This window comes from Marinobacter sp., from assembly GCF_048266785.1.
In the GTDB taxonomy this organism is placed as follows: Bacteria; Pseudomonadota; Gammaproteobacteria; order Pseudomonadales; family Oleiphilaceae; genus Marinobacter.
The window spans coordinates 1-21,642 of record NZ_JBLWYX010000018.1 but is presented as its reverse complement, the minus strand read 5'-3'; the positions used below and the strand labels follow the sequence as shown (position 1 = coordinate 21,642).

At 55.3% G+C, this 21,642-nt stretch carries 24 protein-coding genes; 17 read left to right on the top strand and 7 right to left on the bottom strand.

Features of this window, described 5'->3' with window-relative positions; all coding sequences use genetic code 11:
* The first annotated feature begins 13 nt into the window (after positions 1–13).
* Positions 14–232: a VF530 family DNA-binding protein gene (locus tag ACN0V1_RS18350; RefSeq protein ID WP_417546380.1), complete on the top strand. Its 219-nt coding sequence runs from the start codon at positions 14–16 to the stop codon at positions 230–232.
* A gap of 49 nt (positions 233–281) precedes the next feature.
* On the opposite strand, the gene ACN0V1_RS18345 is transcribed toward ACN0V1_RS18350, so the two are convergent.
* The 6 genes from ACN0V1_RS18345 to ACN0V1_RS18320 all read right to left on the bottom strand — a co-directional run bounded on the left by ACN0V1_RS18345 (position 282) and on the right by ACN0V1_RS18320 (position 5,261).
* A complete protein-coding gene (locus ACN0V1_RS18345; protein ID WP_417546379.1) occupies positions 282–1,544 on the bottom strand; it encodes a TRAP transporter large permease in 1,263 nt (420 codons plus the stop codon).
* On the bottom strand, positions 1,541–2,059 hold the full coding sequence (locus ACN0V1_RS18340; protein WP_417546378.1) for a TRAP transporter small permease: 519 nt from the start codon (positions 2,057–2,059) through the stop codon (positions 1,541–1,543). The genes ACN0V1_RS18345 and ACN0V1_RS18340 overlap by 4 nt, the downstream gene beginning before the upstream one ends.
* Positions 2,060–3,055, bottom strand: a complete 996-nt coding sequence (locus tag ACN0V1_RS18335; RefSeq protein WP_417546377.1) for a TRAP transporter substrate-binding protein — start codon at positions 3,053–3,055, stop codon at positions 2,060–2,062.
* Positions 3,056–3,245: 190 nt separating this feature from the next.
* Positions 3,246–3,863 carry a TPM domain-containing protein gene (locus ACN0V1_RS18330; protein WP_417546376.1) on the bottom strand — a complete coding sequence of 206 codons (618 nt, stop codon included), beginning with the start codon at positions 3,861–3,863 and terminating at the stop codon, positions 3,246–3,248.
* A 54-nt stretch (positions 3,864–3,917) separates the two neighbouring features.
* Positions 3,918–4,703, bottom strand: coding sequence for a TPM domain-containing protein (locus tag ACN0V1_RS18325; RefSeq protein WP_417546375.1), 786 nt, complete (start codon positions 4,701–4,703; stop codon positions 3,918–3,920).
* Entirely contained in the window at positions 4,704–5,261 is a 558-nt protein-coding gene (locus ACN0V1_RS18320; protein WP_417546423.1) for a LemA family protein, read from the bottom strand. It abuts the gene before it with no gap.
* A gap of 390 nt (positions 5,262–5,651) precedes the next feature.
* Here ACN0V1_RS18320 and urtA point away from each other — a divergent pair, with 390 nt between their 5' ends.
* The 16 genes from urtA (at position 5,652) to ACN0V1_RS18240 (ending at position 20,724) form a co-directional block, all read left to right on the top strand.
* Positions 5,652–6,950 carry an urea ABC transporter substrate-binding protein gene (gene urtA / locus ACN0V1_RS18315; protein ID WP_417546374.1) on the top strand — a complete coding sequence of 433 codons (1,299 nt, stop codon included), beginning with the start codon at positions 5,652–5,654 and terminating at the stop codon, positions 6,948–6,950.
* A 107-nt stretch (positions 6,951–7,057) separates the two neighbouring features.
* On the top strand, positions 7,058–8,662 hold the full coding sequence (gene urtB, locus ACN0V1_RS18310; protein WP_417546373.1) for an urea ABC transporter permease subunit UrtB: 1,605 nt from the start codon (positions 7,058–7,060) through the stop codon (positions 8,660–8,662).
* A gap of 3 nt (positions 8,663–8,665) precedes the next feature.
* Positions 8,666–9,790, top strand: coding sequence for an urea ABC transporter permease subunit UrtC (gene urtC / locus ACN0V1_RS18305; protein ID WP_417546372.1), 1,125 nt, complete (start codon positions 8,666–8,668; stop codon positions 9,788–9,790).
* Complete coding sequence (urtD, locus tag ACN0V1_RS18300; protein WP_417546371.1) at positions 9,787–10,611, top strand: urea ABC transporter ATP-binding protein UrtD; 825 nt, start codon at positions 9,787–9,789, stop codon at positions 10,609–10,611. Before urtC ends, urtD begins: the two co-directional genes overlap by 4 nt.
* A gap of 17 nt (positions 10,612–10,628) precedes the next feature.
* Positions 10,629–11,327, top strand: a complete 699-nt coding sequence (gene urtE / locus ACN0V1_RS18295) for an urea ABC transporter ATP-binding subunit UrtE (RefSeq protein ID WP_417546422.1) — start codon at positions 10,629–10,631, stop codon at positions 11,325–11,327.
* Entirely contained in the window at positions 11,324–12,247 is a 924-nt protein-coding gene (locus ACN0V1_RS18290) for an urease accessory protein UreD (protein WP_417546370.1), read from the top strand. The genes urtE and ACN0V1_RS18290 overlap by 4 nt, the downstream gene beginning before the upstream one ends.
* Before the next feature lie 29 nt (positions 12,248–12,276).
* Positions 12,277–12,579 (top strand): urease subunit gamma, encoded by a 303-nt coding sequence (gene ureA / locus ACN0V1_RS18285; protein WP_292274427.1) that lies wholly within the window; start codon positions 12,277–12,279, stop codon positions 12,577–12,579.
* Positions 12,580–12,735: 156 nt separating this feature from the next.
* Complete coding sequence (locus ACN0V1_RS18280; RefSeq protein ID WP_417546369.1) at positions 12,736–13,047, top strand: urease subunit beta; 312 nt, start codon at positions 12,736–12,738, stop codon at positions 13,045–13,047.
* 156 nt (positions 13,048–13,203) lie between these two features.
* Entirely contained in the window at positions 13,204–14,907 is a 1,704-nt protein-coding gene (gene ureC, locus ACN0V1_RS18275) for an urease subunit alpha (RefSeq protein ID WP_417546368.1), read from the top strand.
* A 20-nt stretch (positions 14,908–14,927) separates the two neighbouring features.
* Positions 14,928–15,416, top strand: coding sequence for an urease accessory protein UreE (gene ureE / locus ACN0V1_RS18270; protein ID WP_417546367.1), 489 nt, complete (start codon positions 14,928–14,930; stop codon positions 15,414–15,416).
* Positions 15,400–16,101 (top strand): urease accessory protein UreF, encoded by a 702-nt coding sequence (locus ACN0V1_RS18265; RefSeq protein ID WP_417546366.1) that lies wholly within the window; start codon positions 15,400–15,402, stop codon positions 16,099–16,101. Before ureE ends, ACN0V1_RS18265 begins: the two co-directional genes overlap by 17 nt.
* A gap of 39 nt (positions 16,102–16,140) precedes the next feature.
* Positions 16,141–16,779 carry an urease accessory protein UreG gene (gene ureG / locus ACN0V1_RS18260; RefSeq protein WP_417546365.1) on the top strand — a complete coding sequence of 213 codons (639 nt, stop codon included), beginning with the start codon at positions 16,141–16,143 and terminating at the stop codon, positions 16,777–16,779.
* 42 nt (positions 16,780–16,821) lie between these two features.
* Positions 16,822–17,400 (top strand): HupE/UreJ family protein, encoded by a 579-nt coding sequence (locus tag ACN0V1_RS18255; RefSeq protein WP_417546364.1) that lies wholly within the window; start codon positions 16,822–16,824, stop codon positions 17,398–17,400.
* Between the two features lie 570 nt (positions 17,401–17,970).
* Positions 17,971–19,353, top strand: coding sequence for an ATP-binding protein (locus ACN0V1_RS18250; RefSeq protein ID WP_417546363.1), 1,383 nt, complete (start codon positions 17,971–17,973; stop codon positions 19,351–19,353).
* Between the two features lie 103 nt (positions 19,354–19,456).
* Complete coding sequence (locus ACN0V1_RS18245) at positions 19,457–20,200, top strand: hypothetical protein (protein ID WP_417546362.1); 744 nt, start codon at positions 19,457–19,459, stop codon at positions 20,198–20,200.
* A gap of 2 nt (positions 20,201–20,202) precedes the next feature.
* The gene (locus tag ACN0V1_RS18240) at positions 20,203–20,724 is read left to right on the top strand and encodes a hypothetical protein (RefSeq protein WP_417546361.1); all 522 of its coding nucleotides are present in this window, start codon (positions 20,203–20,205) and stop codon (positions 20,722–20,724) included.
* Between the two features lie 376 nt (positions 20,725–21,100).
* On the opposite strand, the gene ACN0V1_RS18235 is transcribed toward ACN0V1_RS18240, so the two are convergent.
* Complete coding sequence (locus ACN0V1_RS18235) at positions 21,101–21,388, bottom strand: type II toxin-antitoxin system ParD family antitoxin (protein ID WP_417546360.1); 288 nt, start codon at positions 21,386–21,388, stop codon at positions 21,101–21,103.
* Positions 21,389–21,642 lie beyond the last annotated feature (254 nt).

Below are 21,642 nucleotides of genomic sequence, written 5' to 3'. Positions count from 1 at the left end.
GTGTATTAAAAACATGAGTAACGAACAACCGAATAACCCCTTACACGGGCTTACGCTTGAGAGAGTTGTGACAAGCCTTCAGGAACACTATGGCTGGGAAGGGTTGGCCCAACGAATCGACATAAAATGTTTTAAAAACGACCCGTCAATCAAGTCTGCGTTGAAGTTTCTACGCAAGACACAGTGGGCCCGGGACAAGGTTGAAGCTCTGTATATCTCAACCTTTGTGTAAAAGACCGGAACAGGCTGGTTTACGATATTCAGACTCAAGGATTCGGTATCTAACTCCCGGACCAACCGACGAGAATCGGAACATATACGACCAATAAAAGGACACTGATCAAGGTCAGCAAGTACGGAACGATTGCCCGTGTGATCCTTTCCAGAGGCAGTTGCGTGATTGAGGAAGCCACGTAAAGGTTAATTGCCACTGGCGGGGTGATCATGCCGATTGCCAATCCCACAACGATGACGATGCCGAAATGAATCGGGTCGATTCCCAACTGGAGTACCAGTGGCAGCAAAACGGGTGTCAGGATGATCAAGGCGCTGGCGGTTTCGATGAACACGCCAGTGAGCAGGATTATTCCGACCACCAGCAGCATGATGACGTAGGGGTTGCTAGACATGGACAGCACGGCTTGAGCAATGGCGCCAGGCACCTGCCAACTGGAGAGTGTCCAGCTCAGCACTGCCGAGGTGGCGATGACCAGCATGATGACTGAAGTGGTAATGGCCGAGCGAATCAGGATGCGATACACATCGCCCAGCTTGAGATCCCGGTAGATGAATAGCGACACTAGCAGCGCGTAGTTGACCGCTACCACAGCCGCCTCGCTGGGTGTGAAGATGCCCGAAAATATACCCCCCAGAATGATTACCGGGGTCATCAATCCCCAACTGGCGCTTTTCAGCGTGCGCCAGATGGTGGCCAGGGAGAGCGGTGTGCCTTTGGGGTACTGGCGCTTGTAGGCCTGGGTAATGGCAATCGCCATCAAGCCCAACCCCATGGCCAGCCCCGGCAAAAAGCCGTTCAGGAACAGCTCGGTTACCGATTGCTGGGCAATTACGGCATAGATGATCATGGGCACGGAAGGCGGGATCACCACCCCGAGCGTGCCGCTTGCGGCAATCAGGCTGGCGGCGGACGCCGGGTCATAGCCCTTTTTGCGTAATTCTGGCACCAGGCTTGATCCCACCGCGGCGGTAGTTGCCGCCCCGGAGCCTGAGATCGCGGCAAAGAACATCCCCGCCATCACCGAGACTAACGACAAGCCACCGCGTAGAAAGCCGAACAGGGAGTCTGCAAAGTTGACCAGCCTTTCGCTCACCTTGCCCTGCGCCATCAAGTCGCCGGCCAGAATGAACATGGGAATAGCCACCAGGGCAAACGAATTGATGCCCTGAAACATCTGCTGGGTGACCACCATCAGCGGCACCCCGGCCTGGCTCAGCGCGACCATGGTACTGGCACCTATCGCCAGGGCAATGGGTACGCCCAGCAGCATGAGCCCGAAGAACAGCCCGAACAGAAGCAGTGTCATGGCGCAGAATCCTCAACGCGTTCGCCATCCACCAGTAGCTCCAATAAATCGACCAAGGCATACCAGCTCATCAAGGCCGCTGTCAGCGGAATCACGGCATAAACGTAGGTCATGGAAAGTCGCAATGAGGCGGATTTCTGAAAGCTCTGGACTTGCATATAGCGATAGCCGATCACCACCAGTGCCACCAGAAAGGCCAGCACTGCCAGCGTGGCGGCAATACGCGCGGCTTGTCGCACACGCACGGGTAGGGCATCCACGGCAAAGGTTACAGCGATATGCCGGCCACGCTGAAAAGCCAGGGTGCCTGCCAAAAAGGTGATCCATACCAACAGAAAGCGGCTGACCTCTTCGGTCCAGCCGACCGCGCTGAATAACACCCGGGAGACAATCTGCAGGGTAATCACCCCAATCAGCGCCGCCATGGCAGCGAAGACCACGGGCTGGAGGATTGCATCCAGCCCGCGCTCAATTCGCTTTAGCGGCTTCAGCAGCGATTGAGTTGCTGTCGTCACTTACTTGAGCGCCTCCTGAATGCGTGGCAGGTAATCGCCGAACTGTTTGCCGTACTGTTCGTACACCGGCTCTACTGCAGACTGGAAGGCTTCCATATTCGGTTCATCGTTGATTTGCATGCCAGCTGCCCGCAGTTCCGCCAGTTGCTTGGATTCCATTTCGGCGTTTACCTGGCGCTCATGCTCAGCGGCTTCCTGGGCGGCTTGCTGCAACACGTCCTGAGCAGCTTCCGGAAGCTTGTTCCAGGCGGGCATGCCCATAACGAAGATTGCCGGGGCATAAGTATGCCGCGAGAGAGTCATATAATTCTGAGTTTCATTGAGCTTGAAGGAGTGGACCACGTTGACCGGATTTTCTTGCCCGTCAATGGTGCCTTGCTGCATGGCTGTCAGGGCTTCCGTCCACGCCATTGGAATGGCGTTGGCACCTAATGCCCGGAAGGTGTCTACATACACCGGGTTTTCCATCACACGAATGCGCAGGCCATCCAGATCTTCGGGCGTGTTGACCGGGCGCTCGCTGTTGGTCAGGTTGCGAAAGCCGCGTTCTGCATAAGCCAGGCCTTTCAGGTTAACCTCGGAGAGCTTATCGAGCAGTTCCTGGCCGATAGGCCCGTCGAGCACGGCGTAAGCTGCTTGCGGTGAAGGAAACAAAAACGGCAGCTCGAAAACCGCCATTTCTTCGACAAAGTTGGCCACCGGACCGTTGGTGATCACGCCCATATCGACGGTGCCGATCTGCATACCTTCCAGCAAGGTGCGCTCGTCACCCAGTGAGGCGTTGGGATAAAGCTCAATGCTCACCACACCTTCGGTACGCTCTGCGACCAAATCCTGAAATTTGACGGCGGCAATATGAAAGCCATCCTGCTCGTTGACCACGTGTGCCAAACGCAGAGTGACCGGGTCCATATCGGTAAAGTCAGACGCAAACGCTGTGCTGGCCAAAGCCAGCGAAATGCCTAGTGCCAGCGTATTCAAAGTGATTTTTTTCATTGTAATTTTCCTTGATGAATCAGGCGATAACCCAGTCGAAAAATGCACTCCCGCTAAAAAAGGAGAGGGACGTCGAGCTTAGTTGATTTCAAACAGAAAATCGATTGGCCGATGGCTATCTTGTAACGGTTTACCGGGCGCCAAACCCGGGGCAATTGTCCCGGCTCCCGATGCGCAACTTCAGGAGCCCTCAGGACAATATAACCAGGTGGTTTGGCAGTTCATCTTTTTGGTGAGTGGCTGGCACCTTGGCTTTCAGGTGCATGCCACAGGCTTCGATGCAGGTCATAAAGCCCTGCAGCGTCCTACCCCGTTTTACCTGCTCGGTGAAAGCCGCAATGATGTCTTCCCAGACGTCATTGTCTATTTGGCTGGATATACCCCGATCCACCAGAATCTCGACATAACGCTCGGCCTCAGAAACGAAGATCAACATGCCAGTGGCACCGGCCGTGTGGTGCAGGTTCTGCTCCAGAAACTGGCGCCGGGCCAGGTTGGAGGCGCGCCAGTAGCGCACGGAACGAGGGATTAACCGCGTATTGATACCGGGTATCCGGAACACAAGGCTGAGCAGGATAAACACACCCCACTGACCGAGCAGCAACATGTCTGCGGCCAGCCAGCCGGTAAAGTAATTGATGATGCCAGGCACCAAAAGCGCAATGAGCCCGGCCCAGAGTAGGGGGATATAGGCGTAATTGTCGGCCTGCGCCGTCAGCACGGTGACCATCTCAGCGTCTGTTTCCTGCTCAACCGCACTGATGGCGGCCGCGACCTGTTCCTGATCTTGCTTGTTCAATAATGTCATGGGGTATCGCTTTTTGATGGGTTGAGGGCTGTTCTACCGATGAAAGTCGCGTCGTTACCAGCCACCGGAGGCACCTCCGCCGCCGAAGCCACCGCCTCCGCCGCCAAAACCACCACCACCGAAGCCGCCGCCACGGCCACCCATGCTTGCGCCAAGCAACGCACCACCCAGTAGTGCAGCGCCAGTACGCCCGCCACGACCCCGGCCGCCACCAATGAAGTAAATCACGGCCATTATGATCAGGAAAAACAGCGACACCAGCGAGAGATTCGGCTTTTCCTGGGGCCCGTCAGCAGTTCGATTCGGCACGGCCAAAGGTTCGCCACCCAAAACTTGCACCATGGCGGCGACACCGTTTCCAATACCCTCTTCAAACTGCCCCTGCTTGAATGCAGGCGTCATAATCTGATTGATAATAGTGGCTGAGGCCGCATCGGTGAGACGGCCTTCCAGGCCATAGCCCACTTCAATCCGGATTTTGCGTTCTTGCTGGGCAACGATCAGCAGAGCGCCGTTGTCCTCGCCTTTCTGGCCTATGCCCCAATGCCGGCCTAGCTGATACCCGTAATCTTCTATGGCGTAGCCCTGGAGATCCGGCACTGTAACCACGACAACCTGTTCCGTGGTTGCCTGTTCGTGGGCCTGGAGCATCTGGGTAATCCGGGATTCGGTGGCTGGGCTCAGCATCCCGGCCTTGTCCACCACGCGGCCACTCAGCTCCGGGAACTCCGGGGTGGACTGAGCCAGGGCCGCTGATACCGGCAACACGATCAGGGCAAGGAAAGCCGCAATGGGGTAGAACAAAGAGCGGAACAAAGATTGGCGCGAAGGAAGCTGCATTTAAAACGTCACCTTGGGAGCTTCGTCGGCGTTTTCTGCGGTGGCCTCGAAGGTTTCACGCACCTCCATATCGCTGTACAGAATGCTGTGCCAGATTTTACCGGGGAAGGTGCGGATTTCGGTGTTGTAGCGTTCTACCGCCTGAATAAAATCGCGCCGGGCCACGGATATCCGGTTTTCAGTACCTTCGAGCTGTGATTGCAGCGCCAGGAAGTTCTGGTTCGATTTCAAATCCGGGTAGCGTTCGGAAACCGCCATCAATCGGCTCAATGCGCTGCTGAGTTCTCCCTGAGCCTGTTGAAATTGTTGGAGCTTCTGGGGGTTATTCAGAATGCTCTCGTCAACTTGAATGGAAGTCGCCTTGGAGCGCGCCTCGATGACGGCCGTCAGTGTCTCTTTTTCCTGGGCAGCAAAGCCTTTTACGGTTTCAACCAGGTTAGGCACCAGATCAGCGCGGCGCTGATACTGATTTTCAACCTGCGACCAAGCGGCTTTCACGTTTTCGTCGTAGGTGGGAATGTTGTTAATGCCGCAACCGGTTAGAAGAAACGCCAGCATGAGCAGCGCTGTCAGTTGCCGCACCGAGCGCAGGGTTGTGTAGGTTGGCAGAGTTTGCATGGTGTCGGGATTCCCTGAAGGTTAACCAGGCTCTTGAGCGAAGAGCCACGAATGTGTGAAAGGGTCTCACACTCAGCCACTTCAATACAGCCCGCCTCACCGTCTCTCTTCACCCCGCTCTCCAACCCGTTTGCACCATAGCTGAGCGTCGCTCTTTCGCCTGCACAGTTTTGGGTCCGCCGCTGTCTGGTGTGCGCCGAGAAGCGTCTTGGGTTTATCTATTAACCAGCTGAATTATAACGGGGTTTTTTAAGTCTGGAACGGCCCATGCAATGAAGGGTTGCGTTACTGACGAACCGCGCAACCCACTAGAATGCAAAGGATGATGAAATGAGCATCAAACAATACGTGAAGCTGGGCCTCTCTACACTGGCACTTTCCATCTCTTTCAACTCCGTTGCAGCGGAAGATCCTATCAGGGTCGGCATTCTGCACTCCCTCTCTGGCACCATGGCGATCAGTGAGTCCACCCTGAAAGACACCATGTTGATGCTGATCGAAAAGCAGAACGAAGCCGGCGGTGTGCTGGGCCGTCCGCTCGAACCGGTTGTTGTGGATCCTGCCTCCAACTGGCCGCTGTTTGCCGAAAAGGCCCGTGAGCTGCTGGCAAAAGAAAAAGTCGACGTGATCTTCGGTAACTGGACCTCGGTTTCCCGCAAATCCGTATTGCCGGTGATAGAAGAACTCAACGGCTTGTTGTTTTATCCGGTTCAGTACGAGGGTGAAGAATCCTCCGAGAACGTGTTCTATACCGGTGCAGCGCCCAACCAGCAGGCGATCCCGGCGGTTGACTACCTGATGAACGACATCGGCGTTGAGCGCTGGGTGCTGGCCGGTACCGACTACGTCTACCCGCGCACCACCAACAAGATCCTCGAGACCTACCTCAAGGACAAAGGCGTGGCCGCTGCAGACATCATGATCAACTACACGCCGTTTGGTCATTCCAACTGGCAGGCCATTGTTTCTGACATTAAGACGTTTGGCAGCGCTGGCAAGAAGACCGCCGTGGTTTCAACGATCAACGGCGACGCCAACGTTCCGTTCTACCGTGAGCTTGGCAATCAGGGTATCGACGCTGCAGATATTCCAGTGGTTGCCTTCTCCGTGGGTGAGCAGGAACTGTCTGGTATAGACACTGGCCCTCTGGTGGGGCATCTGGCGGCCTGGAACTACTTCATGAGCGTGGAGAGTGACGCCAACTACGATTTCATCGACGCTTGGGTTGACTATTCCGGTAACGAAGATGCCGTTACCAACGATCCGATGGAAGCGCACTACATCGGCTTCAATATGTACATTGAAGCGGTCAAGAAGGCCGGCACGGCGGATGTGGACGCCGTGAAAGACGCCATCATCGGCGTAGCCGTTCCCAACCTCACCGGTGGTTACGCCACCATGATGCCTAACCACCACATCACCAAGCCGGTGCTGATTGGCGAGATTCAGGACAACGGCCAGTTCTCCGTGGTCTGGGAAACGCCGTCTACCGTGGCGGGCGACGCCTGGTCTGATTTCCTGCCGGGTTCCAAAGATCTGATCAGTGACTGGCGCAAGCCGCTGTTCTGCGGAAACTTCAATGTGGTTTCCGGCACCTGCGGTGGCCAGGCGAAAGCTGCTGCCGAGTAACGTTTGAAGCGGACTTTACCGTTTCGCGGGCGAGGTTTTTTCCTCGTCCGCTTTTTTAACACGGCATTTCTCGCTGAACCCCTTATTCACCAGGACAGGATGCAACCATGGGCATTTACAGACTGCTCAGCCATCTGCTCTTCGCCTGCCTTTTGCTTTGGCCCGGCCTTTCGCAGGCGCAGGTAGAAGACACCGAAGCGCAACAACTGCTCACCGAACTGGCGGAAGCTTCATTTGCGGTGAAGAAAGACGTTGTTAACCGCATCGCAAGCAGTGGCGATGAGCGCGCCCGGGGCTGGCTCGAATCTTTCTCCAGCAACAAGCTGGCTCGTATTGAATCGAGCGGGCAATTTATCATCGTGCTGGAAAACCGGGGCCGGGACTGGACCATTGAAAGCGCACTCACTGGCGAAAACCTCGGTGAAATGTCCCGCCGCGACATCGACACCATTCGCGTCAACAACGCCTTGCGCAATGAGATTGAAGGCATCCTGTCGGTGATTGATCTGAAGAGCCCGGATGAGGGTAACCGTTTGTCCGCCGCTCGCGCCCTCAAGGGCAGCGTGAGCGGCACTCTGGCTGAGCGCCTGCCGGAACTGATAAAGACCGAAGAAAGTGAATCGGTTCAGGCTGCACTCACCGAAGCTCTGGCCATCTATAACGTGGAAGAGCAGGGCGACGTTGCTGCTGTGGCGACCCTCTCCGGCAGCCTTAACTCGGAAGCCCGCGCTGCCCTGCAACAAGCCATGCGCAGCGACGATACTGCGCTGGTAGCTGCAGCCACTAAAGCCATGGCAAGCATTGAACAGAAGCTGAAATTGAACCGCGCCGCCGAGACTCTGTACTTCGGATTGTCGCTCGGCTCGGTACTGATGCTGGCCGCCATTGGCCTTGCCATCACCTTCGGCGTGATGGGCGTCATCAACATGGCCCATGGCGAACTGATCATGCTGGGTGCCTATACCACTTGGGGCATGCAGCAATTACTGCCGGGCCAGCCCGGCCTGGCATTGATCCTGTCCATCCCTGCGGGTTTTCTGGTGGCGGCACTGGCGGGCATCGCGATAGAGCGCACCGTGATCCAGCATCTGAAAGGCCGACCGCTGGAAACCCTGCTGGCCACCTTCGGTGTCAGCCTGATTCTGCAGCAGCTTGTGCGCACCGTGATCTCACCGCTCAACCGCACCGTGATCACGCCGGACTGGATGAGCGGTTCGCTGATGATCAACGAAGCGCTGTCTTTAACACTTAACCGCCTGTACGTGATCGGCTTTGCGCTGGTGGTGTTCGCGGGCCTGATGCTGATCATGCGTAAGACCCGCCTTGGGCTGGAAGTGCGCGCCGTTACCCAGAACCGGGCCATGGCCCGTTCCATGGGTATCAAGGCTACGAAAGTGGACATCCTCACCTTTGCGCTTGGTTCCGGTGTAGCGGGCCTGGCCGGCGTAGCGCTCTCCCAGATCACCAACGTCGGGCCCAACCTGGGCCAGGCCTACATCATCGATTCCTTCATGGTGGTGGTGTTCGGCGGCGTGGGTAATCTCTGGGGCACCCTGCTGGCGGGTATGACGCTGGGCACCATCAACCAGCTTCTGGAACCTTGGGCCGGTGCAGTACTCGCCAAGATCATGGTGCTGGTTTTCATCATCCTGTTCATTCAGAAACGCCCCCGGGGACTCTTTCCCCAGAAGGGCCGTGCGGCAGAGGGTTAAGGTATGTGGTTAATGAGACCCTTGCAGGAACGTTCCACTCGAATTTTCCTGGGCGTGCTCTTCGCCTCCCTGGCGATTGTCAGTGTGCTGCATGTGTTCATGCCGCAGGACAGCGCCCTGTACGTAAGCGCCTACACCATTACGCTGCTGGGCAAGTATCTGTGCTACGCGTTGCTGGCGGTGGCGGTGGATCTGGTGTGGGGCTACCTCGGTATCCTCAGCTTGGGCCACGGCGCTTTCTTTGCCCTGGGTGGCTACGCCATGGGCATGTACCTGATGCGCCAGATTGGCGATCGCGGCGTCTACGGCGACCCGGTGCTGCCGGATTTCATGGTGTTCCTGAACTGGCAGGAACTGCCCTGGTACTGGCTAGGTTTCGACATGGCCTGGTTCGCCTTTGTGATGGTTCTGCTGGCGCCGGGGATTCTTGCCCTGGTGTTTGGCTTCCTGGCCTTTCGCTCACGGGTGACCGGGGTATACCTGTCTATCATCACGCAGGCGCTGACCTTTGCGCTGATGCTGGCCTTCTTCCGCAATGAGATGGGCCTTGGCGGCAACAACGGCCTGACTGATTTCAAGGACATGCTCGGCTTTGATCTGCGCACCGATGCCACCCGGCTTGGGCTGTTCATCGCCACCGGCATTGCGCTGGCCATGGGTTACCTTGTCTGCCGCGGCATTGTGACCAGCAAACTGGGCCGCGTGAGTGTTGCCTGCAGGGATGCCGAGGCACGCACACGCTTCCTTGGCTACCGCGTGGAACGGGTGCAACTGTTCGTGTTTGTTGTCTCAGCCATGCTGGCTGGTGTGGCGGGTGCGCTGTATGTGCCCCAGGTGGGCATCATCAACCCCAGCGAATTCTCGCCGCTGTTCTCCATCGAAGTAGTGGTCTGGGTGGCACTGGGTGGCCGCGCCACGTTATACGGCGCCGTCATTGGGGCGATATTGGTGAACTACGGCAAAACGGTGTTCACCGGCATCATGCCAGACGCCTGGTTGTTTGCTCTCGGTGGCCTGTTTGTTCTGGTGACTGTGTTCCTGCCCAAAGGCATTGCCGGCCTCTTGTTCAAACCACGGAAGTCCAGCGACGCCAGTAACACGCCCCCAGCGCAGGAGGCTACCGCATGAGCATTCTTCAGGAACTGACCAATCGGGAACGGGTATTTGAATTTCTTGCGCCGGCACAGTCTCCTGTGGACGTGCGGCACGGCCCCATTCTGTATCTGGAAGATGTGAACGTGAGCTTTGACGGTTTCAAGGCCATCAACAATCTCAACCTCACCATCGACGACGGTGAACTGCGCTGCATCATCGGCCCTAACGGCGCCGGCAAAACCACCATGATGGACATCATTACCGGCAAAACCCGCCCGGACAGCGGCTCGGTGTGGTTTGGCAGCCGCCACAACCTGCTCACCCTGAGCGAGCCAGACATCGCCTCCCTCGGCATTGGTCGCAAGTTCCAGAAGCCCACCGTATTCGAAGCCCTTACGGTCTTTGAAAACCTGGAGCTGGCCATGGCGGCGGACAAGCGGGTGTTCCCGACGCTGACTGCCCTGATGACACCGGAATACCGGGATCGCATCGATGAAGTGCTGGAAATGATCGGGCTCAAGGAGCTGCGCCAGGCCCTGGCCGGCATCCTCTCCCACGGCCAGAAACAGTGGCTGGAAATCGGCATGTTGCTGATGCAGAAGCCACGCCTGTTGTTGGTGGATGAGCCGGTGGCCGGTATGACCGAACAGGAAATGGAACGCACCGCCGAACTGCTCACCAGCCTTGCGGGCAAGCAATCGGTGGTAGTGGTCGAACACGACATGGGCTTCGTGCGCTCCATCGCCCGCAAAGTGACCGTTTTGCACCAGGGCAGCGTGCTGGCGGAAGGCTCCATGGACCAGGTGTCAAATCACCCGGACGTGATCAAGGTGTACCTCGGGGAGGAGGCGTGATGCCTACTGAAAGCGCGATGCTCAGGATCGACAAACTTAACCAATATTATGGCGAGAGCCACACCCTTTGGGACCTGGAACTGGACGTGCCCCAGGGCCAGTGTACTTGCGTGATGGGCCGCAACGGCGTGGGCAAAACCACGCTGATGAAATGCATCATGGGCGAGGAAAGCGTGAAAAGCGGTTCCCTCGCGTTCGCCCAGACCGTGGAGCTTACCCAAAAGAAAATAGAAGACCGTTCCCGCCTCGGCATTGGCTACGTGCCCCAGGGCCGGCAGATTTTCCCGTTGCTGACTGTGGAAGAAAACCTCCGCACTGGCCTGGCCGTGCGCAAAGACGGCAGCAAGATAATCCCCGAGCGGGTGTACGAACTGTTTCCGGTACTGAGGGAAATGCGCCACCGCCGGGGCGGCGACCTTTCCGGCGGCCAGCAGCAACAACTGGCCATTGGCCGTGCGCTGGTGATTGAACCTCGCCTGCTGATCCTCGACGAACCGGGGGAAGGCATTCAGCCCAACATCGTCGCCCAGATTGGCGAGGTTATCCGCAAGCTGATCAAGGAAGACGGCCTCACCGTGTTGCTGGTGGAACAAAAGCTGCCCTTTGCCCGCAAATACGCCCACCGCTTCGCCATCCTCGACCGGGGCCGCCGCGTTGCCGAAGGCGAAATTGCCGGCCTGACCGATGAGCTTATCAAGAAGCACCTCACGGTATGACGGCCTTCCAGCAGGTAGAACAGTGCCGCCAACCAGATCAGGACTCGGGACACCGATTCGATCTGGAGCGCCGCTGGGCCGCCGGCTTGTCTCTTGGCTTTGAAGCACGAGCGGAAGTGGAAAGGGGGGAAGAGAGCAAACCGGTTACCCGTCTGGCGCACCGAAAACACCATGGCCCGTTAAGAGTGCAGCGGCCGTTCTATCCGGAAGGACGAAACGGCTGCTGTCACGTTTACCTGTTGCACCCGCCCGGCGGGCTGGTCAGCGGCGACGAGCTTCGCATCGAGGCCTCGGTGGGAGAGGGCGCCCATGTGCTGCTAACCACGCCTGCCGCTGCCAAGCTCTACAAAGCAGATAGTCACGGCGTTGCCTGGGGGCAGCACACCCGTTTGCAGGTGGCAAAAAACGGCATCCTTGAATACCTACCCCAGGAAACCCTCGCCTTCGACGGCTCCCGGGGCGAGCAAACCACCACCGTCGAACTGCAAACCGGTGCCAAATGCCTGGGCTGGGAAATCCTCGCCCTCGGCCGCCCGGCCAGCAATTTGCCGTTTGTCTCCGGCCACTTGGAACAGCGTTTCCGCTTGTCGATGGACGGCAGCCCTTTATGGCTTGAGCGCCAGCTTATGGACCCCACACATCCCCGGTTCAAAGGCCATTGGGGCCAGGGCGGCGCTACCGTGCAGGCCACCCTGTGGGTTGTTGGCCTTGAAGATGAGCCTGGCGCTATTGAAGCGCTGCGGGAAGCCCTGCCAGCGAACCCGCGATGGGCCGTCACCCGGCGCCGTGGCGTTTTGCTGCTGCGCTATCTGGGGCAGGAAAGAAACGAAGCCTGGGCGCTTTGCCAACAAGCCTGGGAGCTACTCAGGCCAGAACTCACCGGCCAGCCTGCCAGCGTTCCCCGAATCTGGCTGACCTGAACAACATGCGCATAGCGGAGTGATAAACCATGGAATTGACGCCCAGAGACAAAGACAAACTGATGCTGTTCACCGCCGGTCTGCTGGCCGAACGTCGCAAAGCCCGGGGCCTGAAACTGAACTACCCGGAAGCCATCGCCCTGATCAGCGCTGAAATCATGGAAGGCGCCAGAGCAGGCCACTCCGTCGCGGAGCTGATGAGCAGCGGCGCGGAGATTCTGACTCGCGACGACGTCATGGATGGCATCGCCGACATGATCCCGGAAGTGCAGGTGGAAGCCACCTTCCCGGACGGCACCAAGCTGGTCACCGTCCACAACCCCATTGTTTGAAAGGCCAATGAGAAGCTACCTGCGTTGCCGCTGCGGCGTTAAAAGAAGGCTCAAAATGCTCATTTATACATGCATAAACTGCGCTTTTTCGCCTTCTTTTGCCTTGCATCGGCTGCCTCGCCAACGCTTCTCATCGGCCTTTAAAGGAGGCTGTTTATGATTCCCGGTGAATACAAGCTCAAAGATGGCGATATCGAACTCTGCGCTGGTCGCCCGCGCATCACGCTGGAGGTGGCCAACACCGGCGACCGCCCGGTGCAGATCGGCTCCCATTACCACTTCGCCGAGGCGAATCCCGCTCTGATCTTCGACCGTGAACAGGCAAAAGGCTGCCGACTGGACATAGCCGCCGGCACGGCCATTCGTTTCGAGCCGGGCCAGGTACGCCAGGCCACACTGATTCCCTTTGCAGGCAACCGTGAAATCTACGGTTTCCGGGGTGACGTCATGGGTAAGTTGAACGGCTAGCTGAGGACTGAGAGGAGCGAGTGGGAATGACTTTCCAAAACTGTGCGGAGCCATGGATGGCGGAGCCCAAGCGTCACATGGATGTGCCGCAAGGAGCGTGTTTTGGAAAGTCATTCCCGCTTGCTCCTGCACCCAAGCCAACAAATGAGGGATAGCATGAAAATAACAAGGCAAGCCTACGCCGACATGTACGGCCCCACCGTGGGTGATCGCGTGCGGCTGGGCGACACCGAGCTGTGGATTGAGATTGAGAAAGATCACACCCACTACGGTGAGGAAGTAAAATTCGGCGGCGGCAAAGTCATCCGCGATGGCATGGGCCAGAGCCAGCGCGCCGATGATGCCGTGATGGACACAGTGATCACCAATGCCCTGATTCTGGATTGGTGGGGCATCGTAAAAGCCGACGTCGGCCTGCAGAAAGGTCGCATCGCCGCCATCGGCAAAGCCGGCAACCCGGACACTCAGCCAGGCGTGGACATTGTTATAGGCCCGGGCACCGAAATCATCGCCGGCGAAGGCAAAATACTGACTGCGGGCGGTGTTGACCCCCACATCCATTTCATCTGCCCGCAACAGGTGGAAGAAGCCCTGATGAGTGGCATTACCACCATGCTTGGCGGCGGCACTGGCCCGGCAACCGGCACCAACGCAACCACCTGCACCCCCGGTGCCTGGCACATGGGTAAAATGCTGCAGGCGGTGGACAGCCTGCCCATGAACATCGGTTTTCTGGGCAAAGGCAACGCCAGCCTGCCCGAAGCTCTGGAGCTGCAGATAAAAGCAGGTGCCATCGGCCTGAAACTCCACGAAGACTGGGGCACCACCCCGGCCAGCATCGACAACTGCCTTGCAGTGGCGGAGCAGTACGACGTACAGGTGGCCATCCATACCGATACCCTGAACGAATCCGGCTTTGTGGAAGATACCCTGGCCGCGTTCAAAGGCCGCTGCATTCACACCTTCCACACCGAAGGTGCCGGAGGTGGCCACGCGCCGGATATCATCACCGCCTGCTCCAAAGACTACGTGCTGCCATCTTCCACCAACCCCACGCGGCCCTACACCGTAAACACCATCGACGAGCATCTGGATATGCTGATGGTGTGCCACCACCTGGATCCCAACATCCCGGAAGATGTGGCCTTCGCCGATTCCCGTATACGCCGGGAGACCATCGCGGCTGAGGATATCCTTCACGACATGGGCGTGATCTCCATGATCTCTTCCGACTCACAGGCCATGGGCCGGGTAGGGGAGGTGATCTGCCGCACCTGGCAAACCGCCCACAAGATGAAAGTGCAGCGCGGCCTGCTGCCGGAAGATGAAAGCCTGGGCGCCGACAACTTCCGCGCCAAACGCTACATCGCCAAGTACACCATCAACTCCGCCATCACCCACGGCATCGCCCACGATGTGGGGTCTGTGGAAGTGGGCAAACTGGCGGATCTGGTGCTCTGGAACCCGGCGTTTTTTGGTGTAAAACCCGCCTGCATCCTCAAGGGAGGCATGATCGCCGCTGCACCCATGGGTGATCCAAACGCCTCAATCCCCACGCCGCAGCCGGTGCACTACCGCCTCATGTTCGGTGCCTTTGGCAAAGCCGCCAGTGCCACCCGCCTGACCTTTGTCAGCAAGGCCGCGCTGGATGCCGGCATTGGCAAAGAGCTGGGTCTGGACAGCCCGCTCTCTGCCTGCACCGGTGTGCGACAAATTCGCAAGAGCGATATGAAACTGAACGACGCCTGCCCGCACATCACCGTAGACCCGCAAACCTACGAAGTGCACGCAGACGGCGAACTGCTTACCTGTGAGCCGGCCTCTGAATTGCCACTGGCCCAGCGCTACCACCTGTTCTGAGCCGAAAACCGGAGAATCGTATGCTGGAACTGATTAAACGCATCACCAACGTGGAAACCGCCGAAATCCACGACAACCTGACTTTGCCCTACGAACTGCGCATGCGGGGCCGGTTGCGAACCACCACCGAAACCAGTCAGGACGTTGGCCTGTTTCTGGATCGCGGCCCGGTATTGCGAGACGGCGACCTGCTGCAAGCCAGAACCGGCGAGATCATCCGGGTCCGCGCAGCGGAAGAGCCCGTGGTAACCGCCCGCATAGAAGCCGGCCTGCCGCTGGCCCGCCTGTGCTATCACCTTGGCAACCGCCACGTTTCCCTCGCCATCGGTGAAGATAAACAGGGCAGCTGGATTCGCTTTCCGCCCGACCACGTTCTGGAAGAACTGGCCGAACGGCTGGGCGCTGTGCTTGTTCGCCACACAGCGCCCTTTGATCCCGAACCGGGCGCCTACGCGCAGGCCGGGCACGCTTCTGGTCATCACGGGCATGGCCATGCTCACGCCCATTAATGCCCCTGCCGGCGCAACGAACGACCTGGCGCTGCTCGGTTTGATGCAGCTCGTCAGCCCTGCGCTGCCCATCGGCGCCTTTGCCTGGTCGCAGGGGCTGGAAAGTGCCTTTGAGCTAGGTTGGGTAAATAACGAAGCAGACTTGCAGGAATGGCTGGAAGGCGTTCTTGAAGATGGCCTGAGCCGCTGCGAGTTGCCTTTGCTGGTGCGTTTGCAAACAGCCTGGGCCGCCGACGATACAGAGGCGATTGCACAGTGGAACAACTGGCTGCATGCCACCCGGGAAACCGCAGAACTGAGTGATGAAGACTCCCGCCTTGGCGCTGCCCTGGTCACCCTGCTGCGCAACCTCGGCCTGCTGCCGGATGCAAGCCTGATCCCGCAGGAACCCGGCTACATCACCATGTTCGCCTGGGTAGCCCATCACCGGAATGTACCCGAGCGCCAGACCTTACTCGGCTTCGCCTGGGCCTGGCTGGAAAACCAACTGGCGGTTGCCTGCAAAGCGCTGCCCCTTGGCCACACCGCAGCCCAGCGCATCACTGAATACATGCGCCCGCTATTGGTAACGGCTGTGGAAGCCGCCCTGCAGCGGGACGACGAAGAGCTTGGCCCGATACTGCCCGGCCTGGCCCTCGGCAGCGCCTTACACGAAACCCAGTATTCGCGGCTTTTCAGAAGCTGAAGAACAAACGCTGATTACAAGAGACACGGAGAACACGCCATGAAACATTGTTTGAGAGTTGGAGTAGGTGGCCCTGTCGGCTCCGGCAAAACCGCCCTGTTGCGACAGCTGTGCAGTGCCCTGAAAGACCACTACGACATAGCCGTGGTGACCAACGACATCTACACAAGAGAAGACGCCGACTTCCTGCTCAAACACGACGCCCTGCCAGCCGACCGCATTCTCGGCGTGGAAACCGGTGGCTGCCCGCACACCGCCATCCGCGAAGATGCCTCCATGAACCTGGCGGCCATCGACGACCTGCAAAGCCGGCACCCGAACCTGGAACTGGTGATGGTCGAATCCGGTGGCGACAACCTCTCCGCCACCTTCAGCCCGGAACTGTCTGATCTCACCCTGTACGTGATCGACGTATCCGCCGGCGACAAGATCCCCCGCAAAGGCGGCCCCGGCATCACCAAATCCGACCTGCTGATCATCAATAAAATCGACATCGCCGAATACGTGCATGCCTCACTGGATGTGATGGAGCGGGACTCCAAAAAAATGCGCGGCGAGCGACCATTTGTGTTTGCCAATCTTTATGACGGAGTAGGGCTGGAGACCATTATCAGCTTTATTCTGGAGCGCGGGATGTTGCCGGAACGACGCCCTGAAAAACTCGCCGAAACAGCCTGAAGGCCCGGTGCACAGAATCTATTGAAAACCAGGAGAAACATTATGAAAGTAATCACCCGAGTACTGATGGCCACCGGCCTGATGGTTACCGCCAGTGCCGCCTCCGCCCACGCCGGCCACGACGCTGGAACCGGCTTCACCAGCGGCTTGTTGCACCCCATGCTGGGCCTGGACCACCTGCTGGCCATGGCCGCCATCGGCTTCTGGAGTGTGCGGCAGTCCGCCACCCTGAAAAACAGCACACCGCTGTTTGTGATCGGCGGCATGATCCTCGGTGCAGCCATTGCCTGGGGCGGAATGAGCCTGCCCGGCGTGGAAACCGGTATCGCCCTCTCGGTGCTGCTGGCAGGTATTCTGATTGCCACCATGGCCAAACTGCCGACTGCTGTGGGTGGTTCACTGGTTGGGGCGTTCATGGTGTTTCATGGCTTTGCCCACGGTAGTGAAATGCCGGCAGGCGCGGCACTGGTGGCTTATCTGGCAGGCTTCTCCATTGCCACACTGGCGCTTACGTTTGTGGGCCGGGGGCTTGGTGCTTTGATGCAGAAAACTGATAACCGGTTTGGCCGAGTGTTGGGTGGTGTGGTTGCGGCGATTGGAGCAGTGCTAGCTGCGGCGTAAAAGTTTTTGGGTTGGAAAGAGAGCAAACCAGAAAGCTGTGCGGGATTACCGCACAGCTTTTTTTGTGCCATATAAGATATGTATTTTTGTAATGGCGGAAGACAAAGTGTGCTGAGATGGTCTATCTTCGGTAGTTAAACGCTACAGAAGCACCAACTGCTATGGATAACGGCCGATGGATACCTCAGTACCGATACCGCATTTTTTCAATCTCTCGTATTTAATACCGCTTATTCTGCTAGCAATCACCCTGTGTGCACGCTGCTTCAACGGCGATCCGGAAGGCTTGGCTATTAGCGCTAATGCACGTTTGTTGCTTGGGAGAAAGTCAGGCGTCGAAACGGGAAAGGCGTTGTCAGCGCTTCTTTATTGCAATAACGAAGACGTCAAATTATCACAGGGGGATACACGAGTTTTGTATTTATAGGTATATGATTTTAATAAAGAATATAAAATTTCCGCATTGAAATATACATGTTTCGCCGCGGTCATTTTTTCGGTAATAACGAAGTGCGCTGTCTAACCACTGTTTGCACTCCGGGTGCTCGATTAAAGTTCTAAGGAAAATTGATGATAGATATAAAAAAGATAACACCGGATGATGCTCAAAAAATTAAATACTTAGATGAAGGTCATTTTCTAGATCTAAAGAGTAAAGATATTCGCCCGGCAAAACTTACGGAAACGATATCAGCTTTTGCAAATACGAGTGCAGGTGAAATATATATTGGAATTGAAGAAAATGACATATTGACGTTAAAAGATAGGTGCTGGAATGGCTTTAATGATATGGAAGAAGCAAATGCGATTCTTCAAACAGTCGAAGAACTCTCTCCATTAGGAAATCATTATAGCGCTATATTTTATGAGGCGGATGATCAGCAAGGCTTGGTTCTACATTTAACTATATACAAAACTAACAAGATTCTACGCGCATCCAATAGAAAAGTTTATATACGAAGAGGTGCGCAAAAGCTGCCTATTGATTCAGCAGAAGCATTGAAGAGGCTCGAATACGATAAAGGTATAACGACATTTGAGGATGATCTTTTAAGTATTCCTAGCGACTATATAACAAATTCAATTGTGACTTTGGGGTTCATGATTGATGTTGTCCCTATGTCAGAGCCTGATCCTTGGTTGAGAAACCAACTTGTGTTGATTGATGGCAAGCCAACAGTCGCCGGCGTCCTATTATTTGCAGAGGAACCACAAGCGATACTTCCTAAAAGATCCGCTATAAAAGTTTATCGTTATTATACAGCCAATGAGGAAGGCGAACGAGACACCCTGGCGTTTGATCCAATTACAATAGAAGGTCATCTATATCTTCTAATTGAGTCAGCCAAAAATAGGGTGAAAGAAATTGTGGAGAAAATCCAAAAGCTTGGTCCGGATGGTTTGGAGAATGTTTTATATCCGGAAGAGGCTTTACAGGAAATTATTACGAATGCTGTTATACATAGAGACTATAGTATCCCTAGAGATGTTCATATTCGAATATTTGATAATAGAATTGAAATTGAGAGTCCGGGGAGATTGCCTGGCCATATAACGATCGCAAATATTCTCGATGATCAAAGTGCGCGAAACCCTAAAATTATACGTCTTATAAACAAATTTCCAAACCCTCCTAACAAGGATGTTGGTGAAGGATTAAAAACAGCTTTCGAAGCAATGAGTAAACTGCGCTTAAAGAAACCTGAAATTACAGAGACAGAATCTTCGGTTTTAGTAATTTTGAGGCGTGAGTCGTTAGCCTCACCAGAACAGATGGTAATGGAGTATTTGCAGGGTCACGAGGAAATAACAAATGCAGTTGCGCGCCAATTAACTGGTATAAAGTCTGAAAATACAATGAAAGATGTTTTCTATCGCCTTAAAGATAGAAATGAAATTGAACAAGTTCCAGGAAAAGCTGGACGATCATCAGCATGGCGAAAACCAAAATAGGGGCTAACAAACGCATATTGCCGGACTGGTTTTTCGATACGCTCCTAACCAGCCGCAAATGCGGGCGTTATGACCTAAGCCAAATAACATAATGGAGTAGGAAATGTCCGATAAGATTAATTTGCCTTCATCGTCGTTTGACGAGCTTGTTAAGATTATTAAAGGATACTCACATGCATCAAAAGGTGCGTCACTCGACGAACTAGCGAAGCTGACCGGTTTGAATAAGTTCGCCATTAGTGGAAATAATAAATTCTTATCAGATATTTCTATCATTCAAGGCGGAAGGACAAAATCGTCTACTGATTTAGGAATCAAACTTGCGCGAGCGTTAGACCATTCCCAGGTCCAAGATGCCAAAAAAAATTGGAGTGATGCAGTCAGCTCTAATGAGGAAGTTTCAAAGCTCGTTACCGTAGTTCGCATAAAAGGTGGGATGAGTGTAGACGATCTTGCAGCTCACATCTTGTATGTTTCTGGACAAGGGAATAACGGTAAAAATAGGGCTGGTTCAAGGACTGTTGTTGAGATTCTCATTCAGGCAGGCTTGCTAGAGAATTTAGATGGCACACTCAAAGTGGCGACTCCATCAGATGAATCCATGGCTGAGAAAGAAGACTCTGGGGTAGAAAACAAAGATACCGGCGCCCCAGCTACGAAATTAGTTCCCACGGAACAGGAAGAAAAGCCCAATTCACGTCCCCCTGAAATAAATTTGTCAGGCCTGACGACCCCACCGCAAATTGCGATTAATATTCAGCTTCACCTTCCTGAAACGGATAACGCTGAGGTTTATGAGAAACTATTCAAGGCACTAAAGGATAATTTGTTGTCTGGGAATAACTAAACATGGAAATACTTCCGCTTGTCAGAAAATCTAGATTAGCTGAAAAAGCAGCCCATGAAGTTCTGTCTCAGCACGAACTTTCTTCCTCTCGGATCATTCATCTTGAGGCACTAAGCAAACGTCTTTCCGGGGCCCCGGTGGATGTCCAGAATTACTTCAAAGAAGCAATAACGTGCCTTGAGCAAGGATTATATAGAGCGGCTATTGTAATGGCTTGGGCCGGACACTTTAACGTGTTCTTTGATGCTCTCTACCAGAAGCACGAGGCAAACATTCGCAGCGAAAGGCCAAAGTGGAATTTTAAAGACTTGGCAGAGTTGAAAGAGAGCTATGCCGAAGCTCAACTCCTTGAGGTCGCTAAAGTTGTAAAATTCATAAAGAGAGCTGAGCTGCGTATCATGGACGGTCAATTATCTGTGAGAAATCAATGTGCACACCCGACAATGTATCGACCGTCGCATAATAGTGCAATTGGATATGTGGATGAGATGATCACTCAGACCATCAAGTGTATTCAGCCATAACCAGGAAAACCGGGACAGATTTATTTTTCCTCGACATCAGAGGTGGATTGCCGGGTCCATTCTCTCGTGCAGCACCCTGAGAATAATGACCTCTCTTACATCAGCATCGCTCCGGAAGCGAAGGTAAAAATGATGGGGTGATCCCTTGCCTGCCCTGGAAAGAGGGTAGGTAAATATCCCTGATTGTATATCTGACCGATCTTTTAGCAGGGCAGCATCTGGGCCACCGGCCTCAAGTTCTCTAATCGCTAATTGGAACTGGGCGGAATAGCGTGGAGTTGAATACTGCCGAACACCAACAGAGTCGCTTCAAGAATGTCATCGATATCTGCGAGAGCTGAATCTGTGAGAGTAACCATCCATGGTTGCATCGAGTTCAGACGTCCTCGGCTTTTGTGGCTATCTGTGTAGTCCTGTCTGAAAGGTAATTCGCAAACTCATCGCTGGTGAATTGGCGGATCTTTCCCGAATCAACGTCTTGCTGCCCCTGATCGATGGCATCCCTTAGCTTATTCATTTTCGTGAGGTAGGCGGATTCTGCTTCTTCTACCATCCTGAGACCTGATCTTAGAACTTCGCTGGCATTTTGATAACGGCCTGAAGCAACCAGGCGGTCAACCACTTCGGACTGGTGGTCGGTGAGTACGATGTTTCTCGTAGCCATGGCAAGTACCCTATAAATGACCCTATTGGCATATTATGCCAACGGGGTGTTGCCTGCAAATGACCGATACCTGGACAGATTTATTTTTGCAGTTTCGTGGTGCTCGGTTTTCCTCTCCTGGAGTCAGCACTGCTGCTGGTTATAATGGTATACGTCGAACCGTCGCAGAGAACCCTATGTAGTGGTTCAATGATTCCGGACACCAACGTAGGTGGTAATATCGCCACCATAAGTGAGGTGTCTGATGACCAGGA